Origin of the sequence: Streptomyces sp. NPDC020780 (assembly GCF_044334475.1) — a bacterium.
GTDB lineage: Bacteria > Actinomycetota > Actinomycetes > Streptomycetales > Streptomycetaceae > Streptomyces.
This window is the reverse complement of the sequence record NZ_JBIRTB010000001.1, coordinates 80,129-97,469: the sequence shown is the minus strand read 5'-3', so window position 1 is coordinate 97,469 and position 17,341 is coordinate 80,129. Positions and strand designations below refer to the sequence as shown.

The following is a 17,341-nucleotide window of genomic DNA, read 5'->3' as shown; positions in this document are numbered from 1 at the left end:
CGTGGCGCCGGGCCCCACGTGAGGGCGGGCGCCGTGGCACGGGCCTCACGTGAGGGCGGGCGTCGTGGCGCCGGGCCTCACGTGACGGCGGGCGCCGTGGCACGGGCCTCACGTGACGGCGGATGACGTCAGGACGACCGCGAAGAGTACGACCGGTTCCTCGCGGTCCATCTGCCCGACCCCGACCCCGACCCGGCGCCCGTCGCCCGCGTCCCAGAGGTGCAGGTCGCCGTAGTAGCAGAGCTCGAAGAGCGCCTCGAAGAAGGGCGGCACGGATCCGCCCTCCACCTCGCGTTCGGCGTACTCGTCGGTGCACAGCACATGGTGCGGCCCCCAGCGCTCGTCCAGCGCGAGGACCACACCCCAGCGCTCGGTCTCGAACACCTCGTACGCCGCCGCCGATGCCCCGCCGTCGTTCCCGGGGCCGTAGAAGTCCTCGCTGACCCGGAGCGCCACGATCGCGAAGTCCTCGCCGGAGGCGGAGCGGGCAAGGTCGGCGCAGCCGATCCACGGTGGTGCGGTACTGCCGGTACGCAGCGCCTCGATCGCCGCGAGGTCACTGCTCACCCTTGCCTCGAACTCCGGCGCCCCGCTCACCACGCGGGCCGCGGCGCCGACAGCGGCTCCAGCGCGCCCGCGCCGGCCAGCGTCCGCTGGGCGGCGATGACCGCTTCGGCGGTGTCGCCCGTGTCCAGCACCAGCCCTCCGCCCACCGTGGTGTGCCGCGTACCGGGGAAGTCCGCGGGCACGAGGGCGGCGCGGTTCGCGGAGAGGTACGTCGTCCACCCGCAGCGCGGGTGCGAGTTACGCAGGCCGAAGGCGGCCTTGACCGCGCCGAACAGCTCCCGGTCGTACGTCAGCCCGGTGTCGGGCTCCCAGGACTCGGCGAGAACGGTGAGCGCCTCGGACAGCCGGCCGGTGAGGGGTGCCGGCCCGGTTGTTGCTGCGCCGGTTGCTGCTCCTGGGGAGGGGAACAGCTGGAGGGTCGCCGTGAACGGTGTGTACTCGTCGCTACCGCCGCCCTTGGCCCGCAGGTAGGCGTAACCACCGTCCGGCCACCTGCCGACGGCGGCAGCCGTCCGGCCGACGATGTCCGCGTCCTCCTCCGGTCCGCCGGCCTCGACCACCACGGCCACGTCCTCGGCCGTCTCAGGGACGGCCTCGCCCGTGCCCGCGCCGTCCACGTCCCAACGCCAGTCGACAACCGCACCGCCCGACAGCTCCGTCAACTCCGTCAGACCGCGGAGCGTCGCCAGCCAGCGTTCCGCCAGCTCGATGGACGACTCGGGCCGGGGCCCCCACGACACCTTCACTACCACTTCGCCGGACATGCGCGCCTCTCCGCCCTCGTGCGTCCGCTGACGTTACTTCTCTACCGCAGTGTGCTTCACGATCACATCCACGTCGGCGTCGTCGAACGCCTTCTGTGCCGCTTCGGCGACCTTCGGGTTGGAGAAGTTCCACTCGACCGGCTTGCCCCCGGCCGCGCGGAGCTGGCGCTGGGCCTGCTCCACGAACTTCGCCGCCTGCCCCGGTTCGAGGGTGCCGTCCGGCCGCACCTTCTTGCCGTACCCGAACTTCGCCTCCTTGTAGGTCTGCGAGGCGGAGTCCCACCCGTCGAAGTCGACGTCCCGCCCGGTCCGGGGGTCCTTCACGGCGTACTCCTTGCCGCGCTTCACGCCCGACACCTGTTCCTGGTAGCGCATCCAGCGTTCCATGCTCGGCCAGTACGCCACGGACTTCTTGGCCTTCCAGGTGCCGTCGCCGAGGTCCTTGGACCCCTTGCGCGGGTTCTTCAGGTCGCCGTACCAGGAGGGCTTCGCCCACTTGGCCACCTTCTTGCGGCTGGCCTCCTTCGCCGCCGCCTTCGCCGCGTCCGCGTCCTTCTGCGCCTGCTCGGCGGCGTCGACCTCGTCCTGGTCGACGCCCTCGCACTTCTTCTGCGTGACGAGGAGGACGGGCGTTCCCTGCACGCGGTATGCCACCGCCACGTGTCCCGCGGCGTTCACGCCACCGGCGTACGAGGGTTGCTGCGGGCCGGAGCCGTCCGGGCCGGAGCCGAAGGGGCCAGAAACGCTCGGGCCGGGGTCGAACGGGCGGGTGTCGAGCGGCCTCTTGTCGAGCGGCCCTGCGCCGATGACGCATCCCTTGCCCGCCAGCTCCTCAGCGGCGTCGTCGGCGTGCCGCTGGGCCTCGTCCGCGGCCTTCCTCGCCGCCTCGACGTCACCCTTCCCGGCCGCCTTGCGGGCCCGTTCCGCCGCCTTGCCCGCCTTCTGGGCGGCCTCGCCGAGCTTGCCCAGCTTCCCCAGCTTGCCGATTTTCCCGAGCTTCTGGGCTACCTTCGCCTCGCCGTAGCCGGGGATGAAGAGTGACCCGATGTTCCATACGACGTTGGTGCCGGCCCGGGTCTTCTGGCCGTTCTTCCACTGGTCCTTGACGTCCTCGCCGATGAACATGTCGTCGAGGACGGTCAGTCCGGTGTCGAGGGAGGAACCGCCCCAGTCGGTCAGGGCATCCCAGTAGTCGCCCTTGCGCCACTTGTCACCGGCGTCCTTGGTTCCCTCCGACCACGCCTCGCCCAGCGAGCTGCCGTAGTCCTTGAGACCGTCCCAGGTGCCGGGAAGGTCCGTGACCGTGTCCCAGATGCCGGTGACATCGCCCCAGATACCGTCGACGAAGAGACCCCCGCCGACCTGGCTGATCTTGTCTCCCGCACAGGAGAAGAGGGCGCCGAAGCCCGAGAAGCAGTCCTCTTCGTCGCCCCCGTCACCGTCGGACTCCGCCTCGTCGTCCTCCCAGCCCGGCTCGTCCCCGGCTGCGTCGTTCTTCTCGTCCTCGGACTCGTCCCACCCGGCCGGCACGGGAGGCAGGGCCTCTCCTCCACCGGTGCCGTTCGTGCCGCCGGTTCCGCCGGTTCCGCCGGTTCCGCCGGTGGTGTTCGTGCCTCCGGTTCCGCCGGTGCCGCCGGTGGTGTTCGTGCCACCGGTGCCGCCGGTGGTGTTCGTGCCACCGGTGCCGCCGCTCGCGCCCGCACCGCCTGTGCCGTTCGTACCACCGGTAGCGCCCGTGTCACCCGGGTCACCCGTACCGTTCGTGCCACCGGGGTCTCCGCCTCCCCTGCTCTCACCGGGCTCGCCAGGTGCGGTGTCCCCGCCCGCTTCGACCGTCCCGCTGCCGCCGTCCCCCGTTCCGGGGCAGGCGGTTCCGGTCAGCGAGCAGATCGCGGACTGCAGGCCGTTGGATATCTGCCCGCCGACGCCACCCAGGATCAGGGCCAGGATGATCGCTGCGACGAGCGCGATCAGCCCGGCGTATTCGACGGTCGACTGCCCTCGGTCGCGCCGCCAGGTGATCATCCGGGCCAGGGAGAACCGGGACAGGGAGGACGGTCGGTCACCGCCGTCCTCACGCCACGACGCGTCCAGCCGGAACCACGACCTGCTGGACGCGTGGCTGAGGAAGACGAGGATCAGCAGCGGCAGGAACATCTGCGTGAGGCCCCGGTAGGAGCCGTCCCGGAGGCTGGACAGTCCACCGAGCAGCAGCCAGACCTGTACGGCGACCAACCCGCGCCAGACCCCGAGTCCGCCGGTGCGGACCCGGCGCACCAGCACCCAGCCGGCGACGCCGGGGGCCGCACCGTACGCGACCAGCGCCAGCATGGTGGCGTCCAGTACATCGGCGGCGGAGGCCGCCAGCAGCAGCCCCACCCCGCCGAACACCGTGATCGCGAAGAGCAGGTGGACGAGGATGCGTGCCACGCTCAGCAGCTGCGGCATCTCGTGACGTTGGTCGGCAGGCGGCTGCCAGGGACCGCCGTAGCCCGAAGAAACCCCCACGCTGGACATACCGGCCCCAACCCGCCTTCCCCCGAAGCTCGTTGCCCACGACCTTACGAGCCGGAAGCCCCCAGGGCGTGGGCCCTGGGACCCAAATTCCCCCACTCACCCCACCCGGCCACCTGCGCCGAGTCACGAGACTTCATCCACGCCGTCTCACACCAACTCTGAGGAGAACCGACATGGTCGACATCAACTGGGAAGACCCCTACTGCGGAAGGGCAACAGCTGCTTCCGGATAGGCACCGACGCCCAGGGCAACGGCTACATCAGTGTCCTCGGCCGGGAGGAGCACTACCTCACCGACAGTCGCGAGGCGCTTCGGCAGGACCCCGGGGAATTGCATCAGATGCGCGAGGAGCAGGTGCCGAATCCCCTGGTGCTGGGGGAAGTGTAGCCAGGGTCTCTGCTGCCGGAGCCCGCTTCGCCGGATGCTCTGACCTGCTGGTTTGATCAGTGTCATTCGTCAGATGCATGATTTAACCCTCTGGTGAGAGAGGGTGGGAGTGTCCGACAGCACGCGGGAGATACCTGGGGCCGCGCAGTTGGAGCTCGTCTCTGGTGTGCACTTGCTGCACCCGGAGGACATGGTTCTTGAGGCGATGCTGACAGGCTGGGGGCGCCAACAGCTGGGAGGGCGGGGGCTCCAAGCGCGTACGGCTGAGGGCCGCCGCACGATGGTCGAGCAGTTCAGAGACTTCACGAACGAGTACCCGTGGCGCTGGACAGCCGCGCACATCGACGAGTGGATGACCGATCTCGTCGTCAGCCACAACCGGGCTCCGTCGACGCTCCGGGCCTACCAGGGCGCCGTGGGCCTGTTCATGGACTACCTGCTCAACCCGGTCTACGGCTGGGTGGACGTCTGCCTGGAGCGCTTCGGCACGCACCCGACGCCGATCCTGCACGACGGCAACCGTCGAGAACACCTGGCGGACTACGAGGGCGACCCGGGCCGCAGGCCGATGACCCGCGACGAATGCCAGCTGCTGTTCGACCACATCGACGAACGGGTGGAGCGGGCGACCCGCCGCGGCCGGAAGGGCGCCTTGACCGCCTACAGGGACTCAACCCTGTTCAAGACGATCTATGGATGGGGCCTTCGCGTCTCCGAAGCGTCCGGCTTGGACGTCGTGGACCTCTACCGGAACGCGAAGGCTCCCCAGTTCGGCCGGTACGGCATGGTCCACGTCCGCAAAGCCAAGGGCACGAAGGGGTCTGGACCGCGCCGGCGCAACGTCGCCAGCATCATGCCGTGGGCGGTGGAGTCCCTTGAGGACTATGTCGTCAACATCCGCCCCCGATACGGGTTCCCGACTCATCCGGCCCTCTGGCTGACCGAGCGCGGAGGCCGGCTGCGAGCCCGTGAGATCGAGGACCGCTTCGCGCTCTACCGCGAGGAACTTGGCCTGCCGAACGAGCTGACGCCGCACTGCCTGCGGCATTCGTACGTCACGCACAGCATCGAAGACGGGGTCGACCCGAAGTTCATCCAGGAACAGGTGGGCCACCTCTACGCCTCCACGACCGCCCTCTACACGGCCGTCAGCGACGACTTCGCCAACACGATGATGCTCAAGGCCATCGACCTGGCCTTCGACAACGACCCTGGCACCCAGCCCCTGCAACAGAGCGGACGACGATGACTGCCAAGCTCGACTACCGGTGGCACCTGCGCGAGGTGATGGCCACCAAAGGAATGTTCTCCACCACCGACCTGCGGCCACTGCTGGCCGAGCGGGGCATCGAGCTGTCCGCCAGCCAGATCTACCGCCTGGTGGTCGAAACGCCGGAACGGCTCAACCTCAAGGTTCTCATGGCCTTGCTGGACATCCTCGGCTGCACCATGGACGACCTGATCGAGCCCGTGTCCGCCGGCAGGCCGCGCGCGAAGAAGACAGCGAATGGCACTGAGGCCACCGGTGTCGGAGACTTCCGGCCCAAGCGGGCCCGCATCACCCGGCCCTCATGAGGGCTACCGCCCCGTTCGAGGCCGACCCGCATGCCGTGATCTGCGAGCTGGTCGCTGCGGCCGAGCCGGGACTGTCGCCCGAGACCGTTCAGGAGGCGATCCAGCGCGCCGTTGCCTCGAAGCCGGCAGCTGTGCGTCTGGCCCAGGCGCTGGAAGGCGGTCTGCTGACCTCGGGCCGGGCCGAAGGCCCGGCCTCGGTGGAGCGGTTCATCCGCATCCTGCAGGAGCTCGGAGCCGTCAACGTCGTCCGGCCACCCTGCTCGCGTTGCGGCAAACTGCGCCCGCTGACGAACACCAACGGAGCCGGCCTGCGGTTGTGCGCCTCATGTGGCAGCAGCAACAAGACGAAAGGCTGGGCCTGCGCGGTCTGCGGCAACAACGCCACCCCGCGCTACGGGCTCGATCGCACGGGCCGTGAGGCATGCCGCTCGTGTTTCAAGGCCGAATGCACCGAGGACCCGGCCAGCGACCTGCTGCAGTTCCTGGTCGGTCGCCCGCTGGGAGTGAGCGAGGACACTCTGCGGGCGGTCATTGCCGAGGTGACAGAAGGCAAGCTCACCATCTCGCGACGCCTGCACTGGGACGTGCAGAACGACCCTGCCCTGCTCACCGGCCAGGCCGACCACTACTCACCGCGGACTGTGCTCCTGGTCGACCGGCTCCACCACGCCGGCGCCACGGGTGTCTCCGCTCCGAAGTGTCCGCACTGCCAGCGCACCGTCCGGCTCGGACACTCGATCAAACGGCTCCGAGTCTGTGGCAGCTGCTACAACCGCTCCCTCGCCGAACCCTGCAAGTGGTGCAGTCGCTCCCGCACCCCCGCAGGCAGAGACGCCAGCGGGGCCCCGTTCTGCAACACCTGCCGCGACAAGGAGGCGACTTGCCAGGAGACGTGCATCGTTTGCGGCAAATACCGGGCTGTCTCCGCCCGCACTGATCAGGGGCCGATCTGCTCGGCCTGCCGAAAGCCGCCCACGATGACGTGTACCTCATGCGGCAACGTCCGTCCCTGCTTCCACAGCACCACCGACTCCCCCCGCTGCCGGGCCTGCCTGACCACGCCAGAACCCTGCACGGACTGCGGCCGGACGAAGCGGGTCGTTGCCAGGGTCGCCCGCGGCCCGTTCTGCGAAAACTGCTGGGAAGTGGCGCCCGAGGCCCGAAAGCCGTGCGAGGACTGTGGCAAGGTCGAGCGGTTGTTTCATTTCGGTCGGTGCCGTCGCTGCGCCGGTGAGCGGCATCTACGCAGGCTCCTGACGCCGCCGGACGGCAGGCCGCGTCCAGAGCTCGATCAGATCGCAGCCGCTTTGCTCGACCACAATCCCCGCAGGGCACTGCTCTACACGCGCGAGTCGAAAGAGGCCGCCAGCCTCCTGAACGACCTGGCGTCCGGGGTCTGTGAACTCAGTCATGAGGCTCTCGACGCCCGAAGCGCCGGGCACCGCCGCGACCTGGCCGTCGACTGGTTCCGGTCCGTGCTGGTTGCGGCCGGCATCCTGCCTGTCCGCGACGAATACCTCGCCCGCCTGGAACGGTGGATCGAGTACAAGACTGCCGCCCTGGATGATCCCGAGCACCGGCAGCTGATCACCGCCTACGCGCGCTGGGACCGGGTCGCACGCATCCGGCGACGAGCCCGCGGAAAGACGATCACCGCATCGACAGCGGATATCACACAAGTGCAGATCTCCAAGGCCGTGCTGTTCCTGGCCTGGCTCAAGAATCAGGGTGAGAGGCTGCCGACCTGCCGACAAGAACACATCGACCTCTGGCTCACCTCCGAACCCCACCAGGGCCCATACGCCGCCGGTCCTTTCGTCGCCTGGGCCGTCCGCAGCAAGTTCGCCTCCGAGATCAACATCCCCACCCGGGCCCATCGGGTCTCCTACCGCCCGCTCGATGCCGACGAACGATGGAAGATCGCCCGCCAGCTCCTCAACGACGACTCCTTCGAGACCAAGGACCGCGTCGCCGGCCTGATGGTCCTGCTCTACGGCCAGACTCCCGCCAGGACCTGCCGCCTGACCACCGACCACGTCCTGCACGACGAGGACGGCGTCGCACTGCGCATCAACAAGACACCACTCAGGCTGCCACCACCCCTGGACGCCCTTGTCCTGCAACTCGTCGACATCGCGCACAGCCACGAGCACGCGGTCAACAGCAACGAGACAAACGCGCCCTGGCTGTTCCCGACCCAGCGTCCCGGACGAGCACTGACCAGCAGCCGGCTCGCGACCCGTCTGCGGAACATCGGCCTTCCGTCCGAAGCCGGACGATGCGCCGCCCTGCTCGACCTTTGCACACAGATGCCACCGGCCGTGCTGCAACGGCTGCTCGGTATCAGCCCTATGGCGGCCGAACGATGGTCTGCCGGCGCGGTCAGAATGGCCTACGCAGCCGAGGTGGCCCGTCGATCGTGAGCTGCACGCTATCGGCCGCTATCAGGCTTCGATGCGAAGCCACGTGTCGCCAGCGCGAAGCCATAGAAGACCGTCGCGACCCTGACCGCAGCGCATGACCACCCGTCCGGGCACTCGAATCTTGCGCCGCTCGGTCACACCCCAGGTATCACCATCCAGCTCGGCTCGCACCACTTCGGTTGACCGCTGGTTGTGAACGCGCTTGGTCAGGACCGCTCGATGGTCGCGCACGGCGAACCCGTCCGGGTCCCGTACGGGGCTGGGCCAACTGGTCACCTCACCGGTCGACGGGGTGATCCGCGTCAAGAACGTGCCGCCCCGCCGACTGCCGGAATACCAGACCAGCCAGACCCGGTCCCCCTCGGTGGCAGCGGTGCATCCCTCCAGAGGCGCGTCAGGAAGGCGACCTCCCGGAGCCCAGGTTGCCCGACCATCGGCACTCCAGCCGGCAAGACCGGCTGCAGACTCCGGATGCCCTCCGTAGATGCCTTCGTCTCCGTAAGCCGTCCAGATCGATCCCCCGCGATCGGTCACCAGGGCAGGGATGTCGTCGCCGATGCAGAAGGTGGCCTCTTGATCACCACTTTCCAGCGAGAACACCACGGCGTTCGGGCTCCATGCTCCCGACTCCTCCTTGCCCGCTCGACCGCTTGCGATGAGAAGTCGGGTCTCCGGGAGGAGAGCGATGTGACTCGGCCTGACCGGGACGTCCTTGATCGGTCGCCGTTGAAGCGAACCGTCAGCCTGGCGAATCACGAGCACCGCATCGAATGGGACCTGCGGGCCCCATCCCACCCAACCCTTCACGTAGCGGCTTCGGCGTAGGCACTGCCGATGGACGAGCAGAACAGCCAGCTCCCCCGCCGGGCCAACGGTCCACCACAGAGGGCGTCGTCCCGCCCAGAGGTCCGTTACGGACGGCTTCCAGACCCTCTGCTCGTCGACCGTCGACATCACATCCCCCCTGCTTTCAGATGCAGCACCCGAACGTAAGTGCTGATGAGAGGAGTGTATTGATGCCAGAACCAGGAACCGCCCCTGCGTCGTCCGACTGCCCCGCGGTGGGCTCACAGACGCTATTCCGCACAGTCGAATATCCGAACCTGCCGATAATGACCGGGACATCAAGGCCGGCAAGGCGGATCACCTGCTGTGAACGGCTCCGGCCGGACGGCGGCGGGCCGCGTAGGACCAGGCGCCCAGGCCGAGCACCAGGGCCGTGCCGGTGCCGATACCCGCAATGCCCAGGATCCGCATGCCGGGGTTGCCCTTGGTCGCGTCGGCCGGGTCTCCGAGGCCGAAGCCTGCCGCCTCCGGATCACCCTCGTACGGCGGGCCTGACTGTGCCGTTCCCCTGAGATCGACGTCCATCCTCAGGGGAACGGTCTCGCGGGCGCGGTCGCCGAGGGTCACCTGGACGTAGTACCAGCCCTGGAAGCTCATCGCTCGCGCTGCTTCCGTTTCGGCCACGAAGCGGTTGGCGTACGCAGCGGGAGCGGTGCCGAACTCGACTCCGGTCGGCTTGCCCGTGTAGCCCACGGCCTGGTCGGCGACCCGGGCGCGAGCCGGGTTGTACAGCTCCAGGCGCAGACCGTTGGCTGCGAAGAAGGAGCTGCCCGTCCCGGAGCCGGCCACCTGCGCCCGCAGGGACAGCTGCTGTCCCCAGGCCACGGGGACTCGGTAGAAGCGGCTCTCACCGGGCCGGATGTCGTCCTGCCACACGCCTTCCCGGACGGCTGCCGCGTCGTTGAAGCCCGTGCCTCCGGCGGTTTCCTTCCGGGTCATGGTGCTCGGCGCGGGCGGGGCCTCCGAGCTCCAGCCGGTCGGCGCCCTCGGTACGTCGGCGCCGGGCTTCAGGCCGGGCTCGGCCATGTACGTCAACTCGATGGGCCAGGGCTCGGCGGCCTTCTCGGCACCCTTCCCCGAAGGGCCGGACCACTCCACGGTGTAGAGGTATTCCCCCGCCTCCTGGCAGTTCCGGTCGCGCTCCCTACGCCGGGACGCGGCCCCCGCGACGGGCCGGGTGGACTCGCCGCCGAACGTCAGGCTGACGTCGGTACCGCACTTCGAGCCATCGGTCGAGGTCAGCGAGAGCCGGACCCCGTCGGTGAAGCCGATCTCGGTGCCGGGGGGAGGCGCGACAACGGTGGAGACGAAGGCGTTCGACGAGTCGTCCAGGCGTACCCGGTAGTACTTCTTCTCGCCCGGGCCGATGGTGTCCGTGTAGACGGCCGCCTTCTCGATGAACGGGCTGTCGACGCCGGACTCCGCGCCCTGGATGCGCCGGGCGCCGGAGGCGGGTGTGTACGCGGGCCGGTCCTCAGCGGTGGCCGTCACCGGGACCAGGGCAACGCAGAGGGCAGCGGCTCCGACCACGGCACCGCCTCGGGACCACGCCATCATTCCGCTCCTCGCTCCCCCGCACCCGCGCAACCGGACCCACCCTTCCTACCAGGACAGGCGGAGGAACGGGGCACCGCGTCTGGCTGCCCGGCAGGCGCGTGCGTCCCACATCCGTCGCCGGCCGGTCAGCCGGCGACTGTGCCGCCGGCTGACCTGTGCGGGCCCAGCCTGGTCCACGCTCTCCCGCTGCCCGTACGGGTCTTCAGCCATTCGTCGGTGTGGCGAGGAAGGCGACGAGGCTGTCAAGGAGCATGGTGCTGCCCTGCTCCGCCATGTCGCGCTCCTCGGCGGTGTCACAGCTCTGCTGGAGCACGATCTGCGTGCGGTGGTCGTCCTGCTGGTCGATCTCCAGGGCCATCGCAGCGGGCTTCGGTCTGCCGGGGACGTCCATACCGATCACCAGCCGGCGGTTCTCGGCGACCTCGATGTAGGAACCGGTCAGCGGGAACTGCCCGCCGTCGGGGGTGACCATGGTGGCCTTCCACGCGCCTCCCGGCCGCACGTCCATCTCGACGGAGCCGGCGACGGCGCCTGCCCACCGGGCGTACTGCTCCGGGGTGGTCCACGCCCGCCACACCGTGTCCGCGCGGGCGCCCAGGGTGCGGGTCAGCGTGTAGGCGAAGCCGTCGGTCGTAGGGGTCTGTCCGGTGCTCATGAGGTGTCTCCTCGTCCTGTTCCGTGTTCCCGAGCGGTGGTCACCTCTGTAGACGGGCGCAGGCGGACATACTCATCGATAGCGCACGAGGTCACCACCAGAACCGCCGGCACTCCGGCTCCTCTCGTGTCTCCGCCGAGGCCGCCGGGCGTCATGGACACCACCGGCGCGGGCCCATGTCAGCCTGCTTCCACGCGTGCGGCCTGATCGGGCCGGTACGCCCCACTCCCACCCGGCGAGGGTCAGGCACGTCGACGCACGCCAGGCCGCGCGGGTGGTGGTACCGAGTCGTACTCCTCTCACGTTCCCGTGCCGACGTGCGACCGGTCCGCCAGCCACACCTGCAGCTCGCGGTGGCGGAACTGGTAGGCGAAGCCCTCGACGCGCATGATGCCCGCTTCGACGCACCATTCGAAGAAGCCGCCCAGCCCCACGGGGAGCCGGCGGGCAGCGGCGCACTTGAAGAGGACGTAGCGGCGCCAGGCCCTCGCCGCGAGGGTGAATGCGGGGAGGGCGGTGAGGATCGCGCCGTACGCGAAGCCTAGGAAGCTCTCGGTCCGCTGGGCGATCAGCGAGCCGACCCACAGCGAAGTGACGGTCGCCGAGAAGAAGGCGTAACGCAGTTCCGCACGCAGCGGGTCGCGTGGAGCGGTCAGGGTGGCCTGCGGGTGGTCACCCGTCCTCCAGACGGCCTGCGAGGTCACGAACGACAGCACGTTGGCGACCAGGACCAGCGCGAACAGCGTCGCTCCCACGCCTTGGTCCTTCAGGAACATCACCCAGCCGATGACGTACAGCACGTTCCAGCCGATCATCTTCGGCTCTCTCAGCAGCCGCCAGTCGAGGTGTCGTGGAACAGGCTGCCGCCGGGTGCTCTCCAGCACCATGGGGAGCACCGTCTGTGTCAGGAACAGCACGCCGAGAAAGGTGAAGAAACGCGGATACGGGAGGCTGTCCCAGGGCGTGAAGCCGAGCCATTCGGCCAAGCTGATCGAGAGGATGAAGGGCAAGGTCAGCAGCGTGACTTCGGCGTACCGCATCCCGGGACCGCTCTCCATCCGCCACAGCCGGTGCAGCACGAGATCCGTGTCGGAGACCACCTCGTCACGGGGGCGCGAGGCACCGTTCGACCCGTCCGGCTGGTGAGCGTCCCGCAGATGCCTGGCCAGGATCGTCAGCCACTCCTCGACCTTCGCAGGGTCCCGTCGGCCGGCGCCCGGCTGCTGGTTGTGTGTCGACGCGGCGGCGTGGGTGTACAGGGCGAGCAGGTGGGCCGGTACGGCCTCCAAAGGCATCGCCAGGAGTGCGTTGGGGTTGCGCAGCGGCCGGCCTTCGTCGCGCTCGGTGTACGCCGTGGTCAGCAAGGCCATCCGCCACGGGGTGCCGAGGACCCGGGCCAGCCCGCACGGGGTGCCGGTCCAGGTGAGTGCCTCGGCGAGCCGTCGCCATTCGGGCAACCACTCCCCCGTCTCGTCCTGGCCGCTCTCACCCAGGAACGCGAGCTGCTGTTCACTGGAGAGGCGCTGGAGGGTGACGACGGTGGCGCGTTCCAGCCTCTCCTTCGACTTGAGGGTGTTGTAGCGGGAGGCGCGGCAGACCACCACGAGGGGTGCCCGGCCCGTTCGGTAGTTGTAGTCCTCGTTGAGCCGTCGCAGAGCCTTCAGCGCACGCGTCTTCCCGGGTGGTACGTCAGGCGGGTCCATCTCGTCGAGGCCGTCGAGGATGGGCAGGACGAGACGGTCGTCGAGTAGCTGGCGTGCCACGGACCTGGAGGGAACCAGGCCTCTTTCCCTCAGATAGCCGGACAACCAGTCGACGAAATTGAGTTCGGTGTTCCAGGTGGACAGCGGGATGCGTACGGGCACCGGATCCCCGTCCCGCCACCCTTCCATCAAATGGGCCATCAGCTGGGTCGCGGTGACCGTCTTGCCGGAACCCGCGTCGCCGAGGATCACGAGGCGGGCCTTGCAGCGGGACGAGGTGAAGTAGTCCCCCAACGGAACCGACACTGTGGTACCCGGGTGGGCGGAGTCCTCGAAGCCTATGGGGATCACATTGTCGGAACCCGGGAAGTAGCCGCGCGGAGCGGCTATGAGACGCCGGTCCACTTGCCTCTTGAAATCGATCAGTCGGCGTGCGGGGTCGTGTCGTTCGGCCCTGACGGAGAAACCCAACCCGTACAGACTGACACCGACGGACGCCAGGCTGAACGCGGTCGCGAGGATGTCGGCCAGTGGGCTCTCGCGCAGCGGCGCGGTGTCCCTGAGGAAGAAGAGACCGCCCGCAGCCGCCAGACAGACGACAGCCAGAACAGCCCACACCGAAGCGCGATGCGTCCCCCGTGTCACTCTCATACTGCAGAAGTGTGCTGACCCGCAAAGCAGTTGGCAACACGCCGGCCACGCGGCCCCGTAGTCGCGCAGGGGCCCGGCGCACCCGGAGGAGCACGTCGCCGTGCTCGGCAGCGAAATGATTCGCGAGGCTCACACACCCGTGAACGGCGGCCGCACAGGTGCCGCCGCCGTTCTCGCCGTCAGGCCGCGAGGAAGTCCTGGGCTCCCGCGACTTCGTTCGGTTACATCAGCTCTGCGTGCCGCTGGTGCGCGGGAAGGAGACCTCCACGCGGCGGTTCTTCTTGCGGCCCTCTTCGGTGTCGTTGTCGGCGATCGGGTACTGCTCGCCGTAACCACGGATCTCGAAGGTGATGCTCGGGAGCTTCTGTGCCAGCACTCCCTGGACGGCGTTCGCCCGCTCCTTGGAGAGGACGTCACCATGGGCGGAGGAGCCGAGGTTGTCGGTGAAGCCGAAGACCCGCACCTTGGGAGCGTTCTGCGTCTGGATCTCCGCGGCGATGGCGTTGATACGGGCCGTCGCGGCGCTGCTCAGCTTGGCACTGTCCTTACCGAAGAGGACCTCGGCCTGAAGGGCGAAGGTGATGTCGGCGTTGGTGTCCTCACGGCGTTCCTCGCCGCCCATGTCCTCGACGATCGACTTGATGTCCAGGACGCGGACGTCACCGAGGGTCGCCCCGTCACCGAGCATCAGCCCGGGTGAGTTGGCGTCGACCTCGACAGGGGGCGAGGCACTCGGGACGGCGGTGGGGCCGTCGTCGGCGGAGGCTGCGGGGGCACTCCAAAGAGCCGAGGTGCCGAGGACGACCGCCGCGGCTGCGCAGAGACCGACACGGCGGCGCAGCGCGCTCCGCGCGGCAGCCGGTGCGGGGGTGGGTGACTGCATGGCGGTCGTCACCCCGAAATCTTGATCGTCGCGGTGGGCATGGTGGGGATCTGGAAGTCGACTTCGGTGGTGCTCTGCGGCGGGGCCGGGAACTGAGCGAAGAACGGAGTCTCCGCCCCCGGCGTCAGCCCCTCGAACTTGGTGCACAGGCAGCGGCCGTCGGTGTCCCGGAGAATGAGATAGCGCTTCTTCCCCTGTTGATCCACCAGCGTCGCCCCGGCCATGGATGCGCCGTTGCTCACCAACTCCTGCTCGGTCCCCTGCCAGCCAACCGCTGCCCAGATCTGTTTCGAGCCGTTCTTCACCCGCCCCTTGACCGTGACGAATCCCCCCGCTTCGCGCGTGGCCGAGCTGATGACCGCCTCGACACCGTCCTTGCCCTTGATCGAGGCAAGCACCTGAGTCTCGTTGTCCTCGGCGGGTGCGGCTTCCTCACTCTTCTGGCTGGAGGGCGCAGCCGATGAACCTTGTGGCTTGCTCTTCGGCTCGTCCGATCCACCATCGCCCCCACAGGCCGTCAGCACAACAGCCATGGCTACGGAGGCGGCAATGACGGCTGCCCCCTTGAAGCGAATCCGGGTCGTGGCTGCACGCATCGGCGTGTTCCCTTCGGTGACGTTCACTTACTTGTCGGCCAGGTGGACGGAGAAAAGGTCTGCCAGGTCCGGCAGCAGGTCAAGTTCTTTCGGGTCGATACTGAAGTCTTCGTCATCACAGACGACTTTGTACGACTTCTGGTCCTCGACCTCATCCGTGTCGCCGTCGTCGACCTCCTTCGAGGGACCCGGCGCGGGACGCATGTCCTCTTCGATACGGCAGCGGGGCTCGATGACCGCTCTGGCGGTTGCCCTGGCCTTCTCCGTCTTGGTACTGGCTATCACCGAACTGCCGACGGTCTTGTTGGTGGTGACCTCGACGACGTACGCGGCCTCAGGGCCGTCGTCCGGGCCACAGGTGTCCTGGTGGGCGTCGTTCTGCTCCGCCAGCCGGGCGCCCGCGGAACACGAGCCCGACCCGATGTCCTGACCGCTCAGCAGGTCGTCCCACCTCTCAGGGTCGAAGACTCCGGGCCACCGCCATGCGTCCCGCGCGTCCAGCGCCACCGCGAGCGCGGCGGCGTCGGCGGCTGTCTGGGCCTCGTTCTTCTTCACCGATGCCTGGCCGACGGCGAAGTAGGCGAACGCAAGGAAGAGCAGGCCCGCCACCACCGTGATGTAGATGGGGAAGGCCTGCCCTGCTTCACGGGTCCGTCTGGCGATCACGAACCGCCCGTGATCTTGCCGATCTGCGTGGTGATGGCCGTGGCGATCGTGGTTCCGAAGTTCGTCGTCATGAGCACCCCGATGATCGCCACGACCACCACGATGATGCCCAGGTACTCCACCGCGCCCTGCCCCCGGTCCGCCCGGGCCTTCATGCGCGCGACGGACGTGTTCGCCCAGACCTTGGCGTTGACGGACGCCTTCAGCATCAGCTTGCTCATGGTGTTCCCCTCCGGGTTCGGCCGACCGGGTGGCGGCCGACTCGCACGTCTTCGTGATGGCGCCTCCGGTACCGGCTTCCTCCTGGCCGGTGACGTCGGCGACAGGAGAAACGTACGGCCGGGCGGTCCGTTCGGCGCAGGGCCCCAGGGCCCAAAGGCGGGCCCAAAGCACGCGGTGGGCCCGTACTGCCGTCCCCGGGCCGGTCCGCGTCGCCGCGTCCGGGCCCGTCCTCCCCCGTTCAGCCATGGCGGCCTGTCCCCCTCGTCCCAGGTCCCGAGCCCGGCGCCGTGCCGAGCCAGCGGGCGATCGCTTCACTGCGGCTGCCACTGTGCAGCTTGGTGAAGATCCTGTTGATGTGGTTCTTGACTGTCTTCTCGCTGATGAAGCAGGTGGCGGCGATCTGATGGTTGCTCATCCCGGACGCGATGAGATCCATGACCTCCGCCTCCCTCGCACTCAGGTCGTACTGCCGCCTGTCGGGAATCGGCGGCCGGTTGCGGCTTCCGTCAGTCGAAGACTGTGCCACAACTGGTTGCATGTGCGAAAGACCTTCCGGTCGTCCCGTCGCTCCCACGCCGGCGGATCCTGGCGGCGGAGCGGACTGCGGGGCGCTCACCGGGGGCTGGGCCCGGTGGCCGGTCCCCTCCTGGCCGGTAGCGGGCGCCAGGGCCGTGCCCAGCCCCTCGGGGAGGTGGCCCGGCGTCTGGCCGGGGCCCTGGCGCATATGGGCGAGGAGGGCGCTGGAGGCAGTGGCGGTGAAGGGGGCGCGGCCGCTCCGGGTGTCCCGTACGGCCTGCACCAGCTGGTCCGCCGTGAACTCGCCGTGGACCAGGTAGCCGCCCGCGCCCAGGCGCAGCGCCTCGTGGACGATCTCGGTCTCGCGGCTGTACGTCAGCATCATCACAGGTGCAATCTGGACGAGGTGCGGCAAGGCGGAGATACCGTCCACGCCCGGCATCCGGACGTCCAGCAGGACGACGTCGGGCCGGTGGCGAACAGCCGCGTCGTAGGCCTCGCGGCCGTCCGCGGCCTCGGCTACGACCTCGATGTCCGCCCGGCCGCTGAGCAGGACTCCGAGTCCCGCCCGGACGACGGGGTTGTCGTCGGCGACCACGACCCGCAGGGGGCCGGGGGCCGGCAGGTCGGGGGCGCTGGGGAACGGGGGCAGGGCTTCGGCTGCCGGGGAGTGCTGCACGGCCGGGAAGCCGGATGAACTGCGTTCCACACTGGAGGGGTTGGTGTGCGGGGAGGTGTGCTGGGAGACGTGGGGCTGCGGCGTCCGGTTGCGGCCCGAAGCACGGGAGACATCGTCCGGCATTCTGCGACCT

The 17,341-nt window shown here is 68.9% G+C and carries 15 protein-coding genes; 3 read left to right on the top strand and 12 right to left on the bottom strand.

Annotation, left to right across the window (positions count from 1 at the left end; translation table 11 throughout):
- Positions 1-108: 108 nt before the first annotated feature.
- From ACH4VO_RS00455 to ACH4VO_RS00445, 3 genes are read right to left on the bottom strand one after another with little or no spacing between them, the layout of a single operon-like run.
- Complete coding sequence (locus tag ACH4VO_RS00455; RefSeq protein ID WP_360993124.1) at positions 109-567, bottom strand: hypothetical protein; 459 nt, start codon at positions 565-567, stop codon at positions 109-111.
- Between the two features lie 26 nt (positions 568-593).
- Complete coding sequence (locus tag ACH4VO_RS00450; RefSeq protein WP_360993127.1) at positions 594-1,331, bottom strand: hypothetical protein; 738 nt, start codon at positions 1,329-1,331, stop codon at positions 594-596.
- A 33-nt stretch (positions 1,332-1,364) separates the two neighbouring features.
- Positions 1,365-3,779, bottom strand: a complete 2,415-nt coding sequence (locus ACH4VO_RS00445; RefSeq protein ID WP_360993129.1) for a restriction endonuclease fold toxin 5 domain-containing protein — start codon at positions 3,777-3,779, stop codon at positions 1,365-1,367.
- Between the two features lie 566 nt (positions 3,780-4,345).
- Here ACH4VO_RS00445 and ACH4VO_RS00440 point away from each other — a divergent pair.
- Genes ACH4VO_RS00440 through ACH4VO_RS00430 form a run of 3 tightly spaced genes read left to right on the top strand, consistent with a single transcriptional unit; the run spans position 4,346 to position 8,234 of the window.
- On the top strand, positions 4,346-5,485 hold the full coding sequence (locus ACH4VO_RS00440) for a tyrosine-type recombinase/integrase (protein WP_360993132.1): 1,140 nt from the start codon (positions 4,346-4,348) through the stop codon (positions 5,483-5,485).
- The gene (locus ACH4VO_RS00435; RefSeq protein ID WP_360993134.1) at positions 5,482-5,811 is read left to right on the top strand and encodes a helix-turn-helix transcriptional regulator; all 330 of its coding nucleotides are present in this window, start codon (positions 5,482-5,484) and stop codon (positions 5,809-5,811) included. The genes ACH4VO_RS00440 and ACH4VO_RS00435 overlap by 4 nt, the downstream gene beginning before the upstream one ends.
- Positions 5,808-8,234: a hypothetical protein gene (locus ACH4VO_RS00430; RefSeq protein WP_360993136.1), complete on the top strand. Its 2,427-nt coding sequence runs from the start codon at positions 5,808-5,810 to the stop codon at positions 8,232-8,234. The genes ACH4VO_RS00435 and ACH4VO_RS00430 overlap by 4 nt, the downstream gene beginning before the upstream one ends.
- A gap of 21 nt (positions 8,235-8,255) precedes the next feature.
- Here the strand turns inward: ACH4VO_RS00430 and ACH4VO_RS00425 are convergent, their stop codons facing one another.
- The 9 genes from ACH4VO_RS00425 to ACH4VO_RS00385 form a co-directional block, all read right to left on the bottom strand.
- Positions 8,256-8,837 (bottom strand): hypothetical protein, encoded by a 582-nt coding sequence (locus tag ACH4VO_RS00425; RefSeq protein WP_360993139.1) that lies wholly within the window; start codon positions 8,835-8,837, stop codon positions 8,256-8,258.
- 540 nt (positions 8,838-9,377) lie between these two features.
- Complete coding sequence (locus tag ACH4VO_RS00420; RefSeq protein WP_360993142.1) at positions 9,378-10,634, bottom strand: hypothetical protein; 1,257 nt, start codon at positions 10,632-10,634, stop codon at positions 9,378-9,380.
- Between the two features lie 205 nt (positions 10,635-10,839).
- Positions 10,840-11,292, bottom strand: a complete 453-nt coding sequence (locus ACH4VO_RS00415) for an SRPBCC domain-containing protein (RefSeq protein WP_360993145.1) — start codon at positions 11,290-11,292, stop codon at positions 10,840-10,842.
- Between the two features lie 299 nt (positions 11,293-11,591).
- A complete protein-coding gene (locus ACH4VO_RS00410) occupies positions 11,592-13,646 on the bottom strand; it encodes an NACHT domain-containing protein (RefSeq protein WP_360993148.1) in 2,055 nt (684 codons plus the stop codon).
- A 226-nt stretch (positions 13,647-13,872) separates the two neighbouring features.
- Entirely contained in the window at positions 13,873-14,529 is a 657-nt protein-coding gene (locus tag ACH4VO_RS00405) for an OmpA family protein (protein WP_360993316.1), read from the bottom strand.
- Between the two features lie 8 nt (positions 14,530-14,537).
- Positions 14,538-15,125 (bottom strand): hypothetical protein, encoded by a 588-nt coding sequence (locus tag ACH4VO_RS00400; RefSeq protein ID WP_360993319.1) that lies wholly within the window; start codon positions 15,123-15,125, stop codon positions 14,538-14,540.
- A 27-nt stretch (positions 15,126-15,152) separates the two neighbouring features.
- Positions 15,153-15,791 (bottom strand): pilus assembly protein TadG-related protein, encoded by a 639-nt coding sequence (locus tag ACH4VO_RS00395; RefSeq protein WP_360993151.1) that lies wholly within the window; start codon positions 15,789-15,791, stop codon positions 15,153-15,155.
- Complete coding sequence (locus ACH4VO_RS00390; RefSeq protein WP_360993153.1) at positions 15,788-16,012, bottom strand: hypothetical protein; 225 nt, start codon at positions 16,010-16,012, stop codon at positions 15,788-15,790. The genes ACH4VO_RS00395 and ACH4VO_RS00390 overlap by 4 nt, the downstream gene beginning before the upstream one ends.
- 239 nt (positions 16,013-16,251) lie before the next feature.
- Entirely contained in the window at positions 16,252-17,331 is a 1,080-nt protein-coding gene (locus tag ACH4VO_RS00385; protein WP_360993156.1) for a response regulator transcription factor, read from the bottom strand.
- Positions 17,332-17,341: the final 10 nt, after the last annotated feature.

Excerpts from the sequence above, each read along its gene's own strand:
- ACH4VO_RS00450 (WP_360993127.1), bottom strand. The coding sequence starts at position 1,331 with ATGTCCGGCGAAGTGGTAGTGAAGGTGTCGTGGGGGCCCCGGCCCGAG.
- ACH4VO_RS00445 (WP_360993129.1), bottom strand. The coding sequence starts at position 3,779 with ATGCCGCAGCTGCTGAGCGTGGCACGCATCCTCGTCCACCTGCTCTTC.
- ACH4VO_RS00435 (WP_360993134.1), top strand. The coding sequence starts at position 5,482 with ATGACTGCCAAGCTCGACTACCGGTGGCACCTGCGCGAGGTGATGGCC.
- ACH4VO_RS00430 (WP_360993136.1), top strand. The coding sequence starts at position 5,808 with ATGAGGGCTACCGCCCCGTTCGAGGCCGACCCGCATGCCGTGATCTGC.
- ACH4VO_RS00420 (WP_360993142.1), bottom strand. The coding sequence starts at position 10,634 with ATGGCGTGGTCCCGAGGCGGTGCCGTGGTCGGAGCCGCTGCCCTCTGC.
- ACH4VO_RS00415 (WP_360993145.1), bottom strand. The coding sequence starts at position 11,292 with ATGAGCACCGGACAGACCCCTACGACCGACGGCTTCGCCTACACGCTG.
- ACH4VO_RS00410 (WP_360993148.1), bottom strand. The coding sequence starts at position 13,646 with ATGAGAGTGACACGGGGGACGCATCGCGCTTCGGTGTGGGCTGTTCTG.
- ACH4VO_RS00405 (WP_360993316.1), bottom strand. The coding sequence starts at position 14,529 with ATGCAGTCACCCACCCCCGCACCGGCTGCCGCGCGGAGCGCGCTGCGC.
- ACH4VO_RS00400 (WP_360993319.1), bottom strand. The coding sequence starts at position 15,125 with ATGCGTGCAGCCACGACCCGGATTCGCTTCAAGGGGGCAGCCGTCATT.
- ACH4VO_RS00390 (WP_360993153.1), bottom strand. The coding sequence starts at position 16,012 with ATGAGCAAGCTGATGCTGAAGGCGTCCGTCAACGCCAAGGTCTGGGCG.
- ACH4VO_RS00385 (WP_360993156.1), bottom strand. The coding sequence starts at position 17,331 with ATGCCGGACGATGTCTCCCGTGCTTCGGGCCGCAACCGGACGCCGCAG.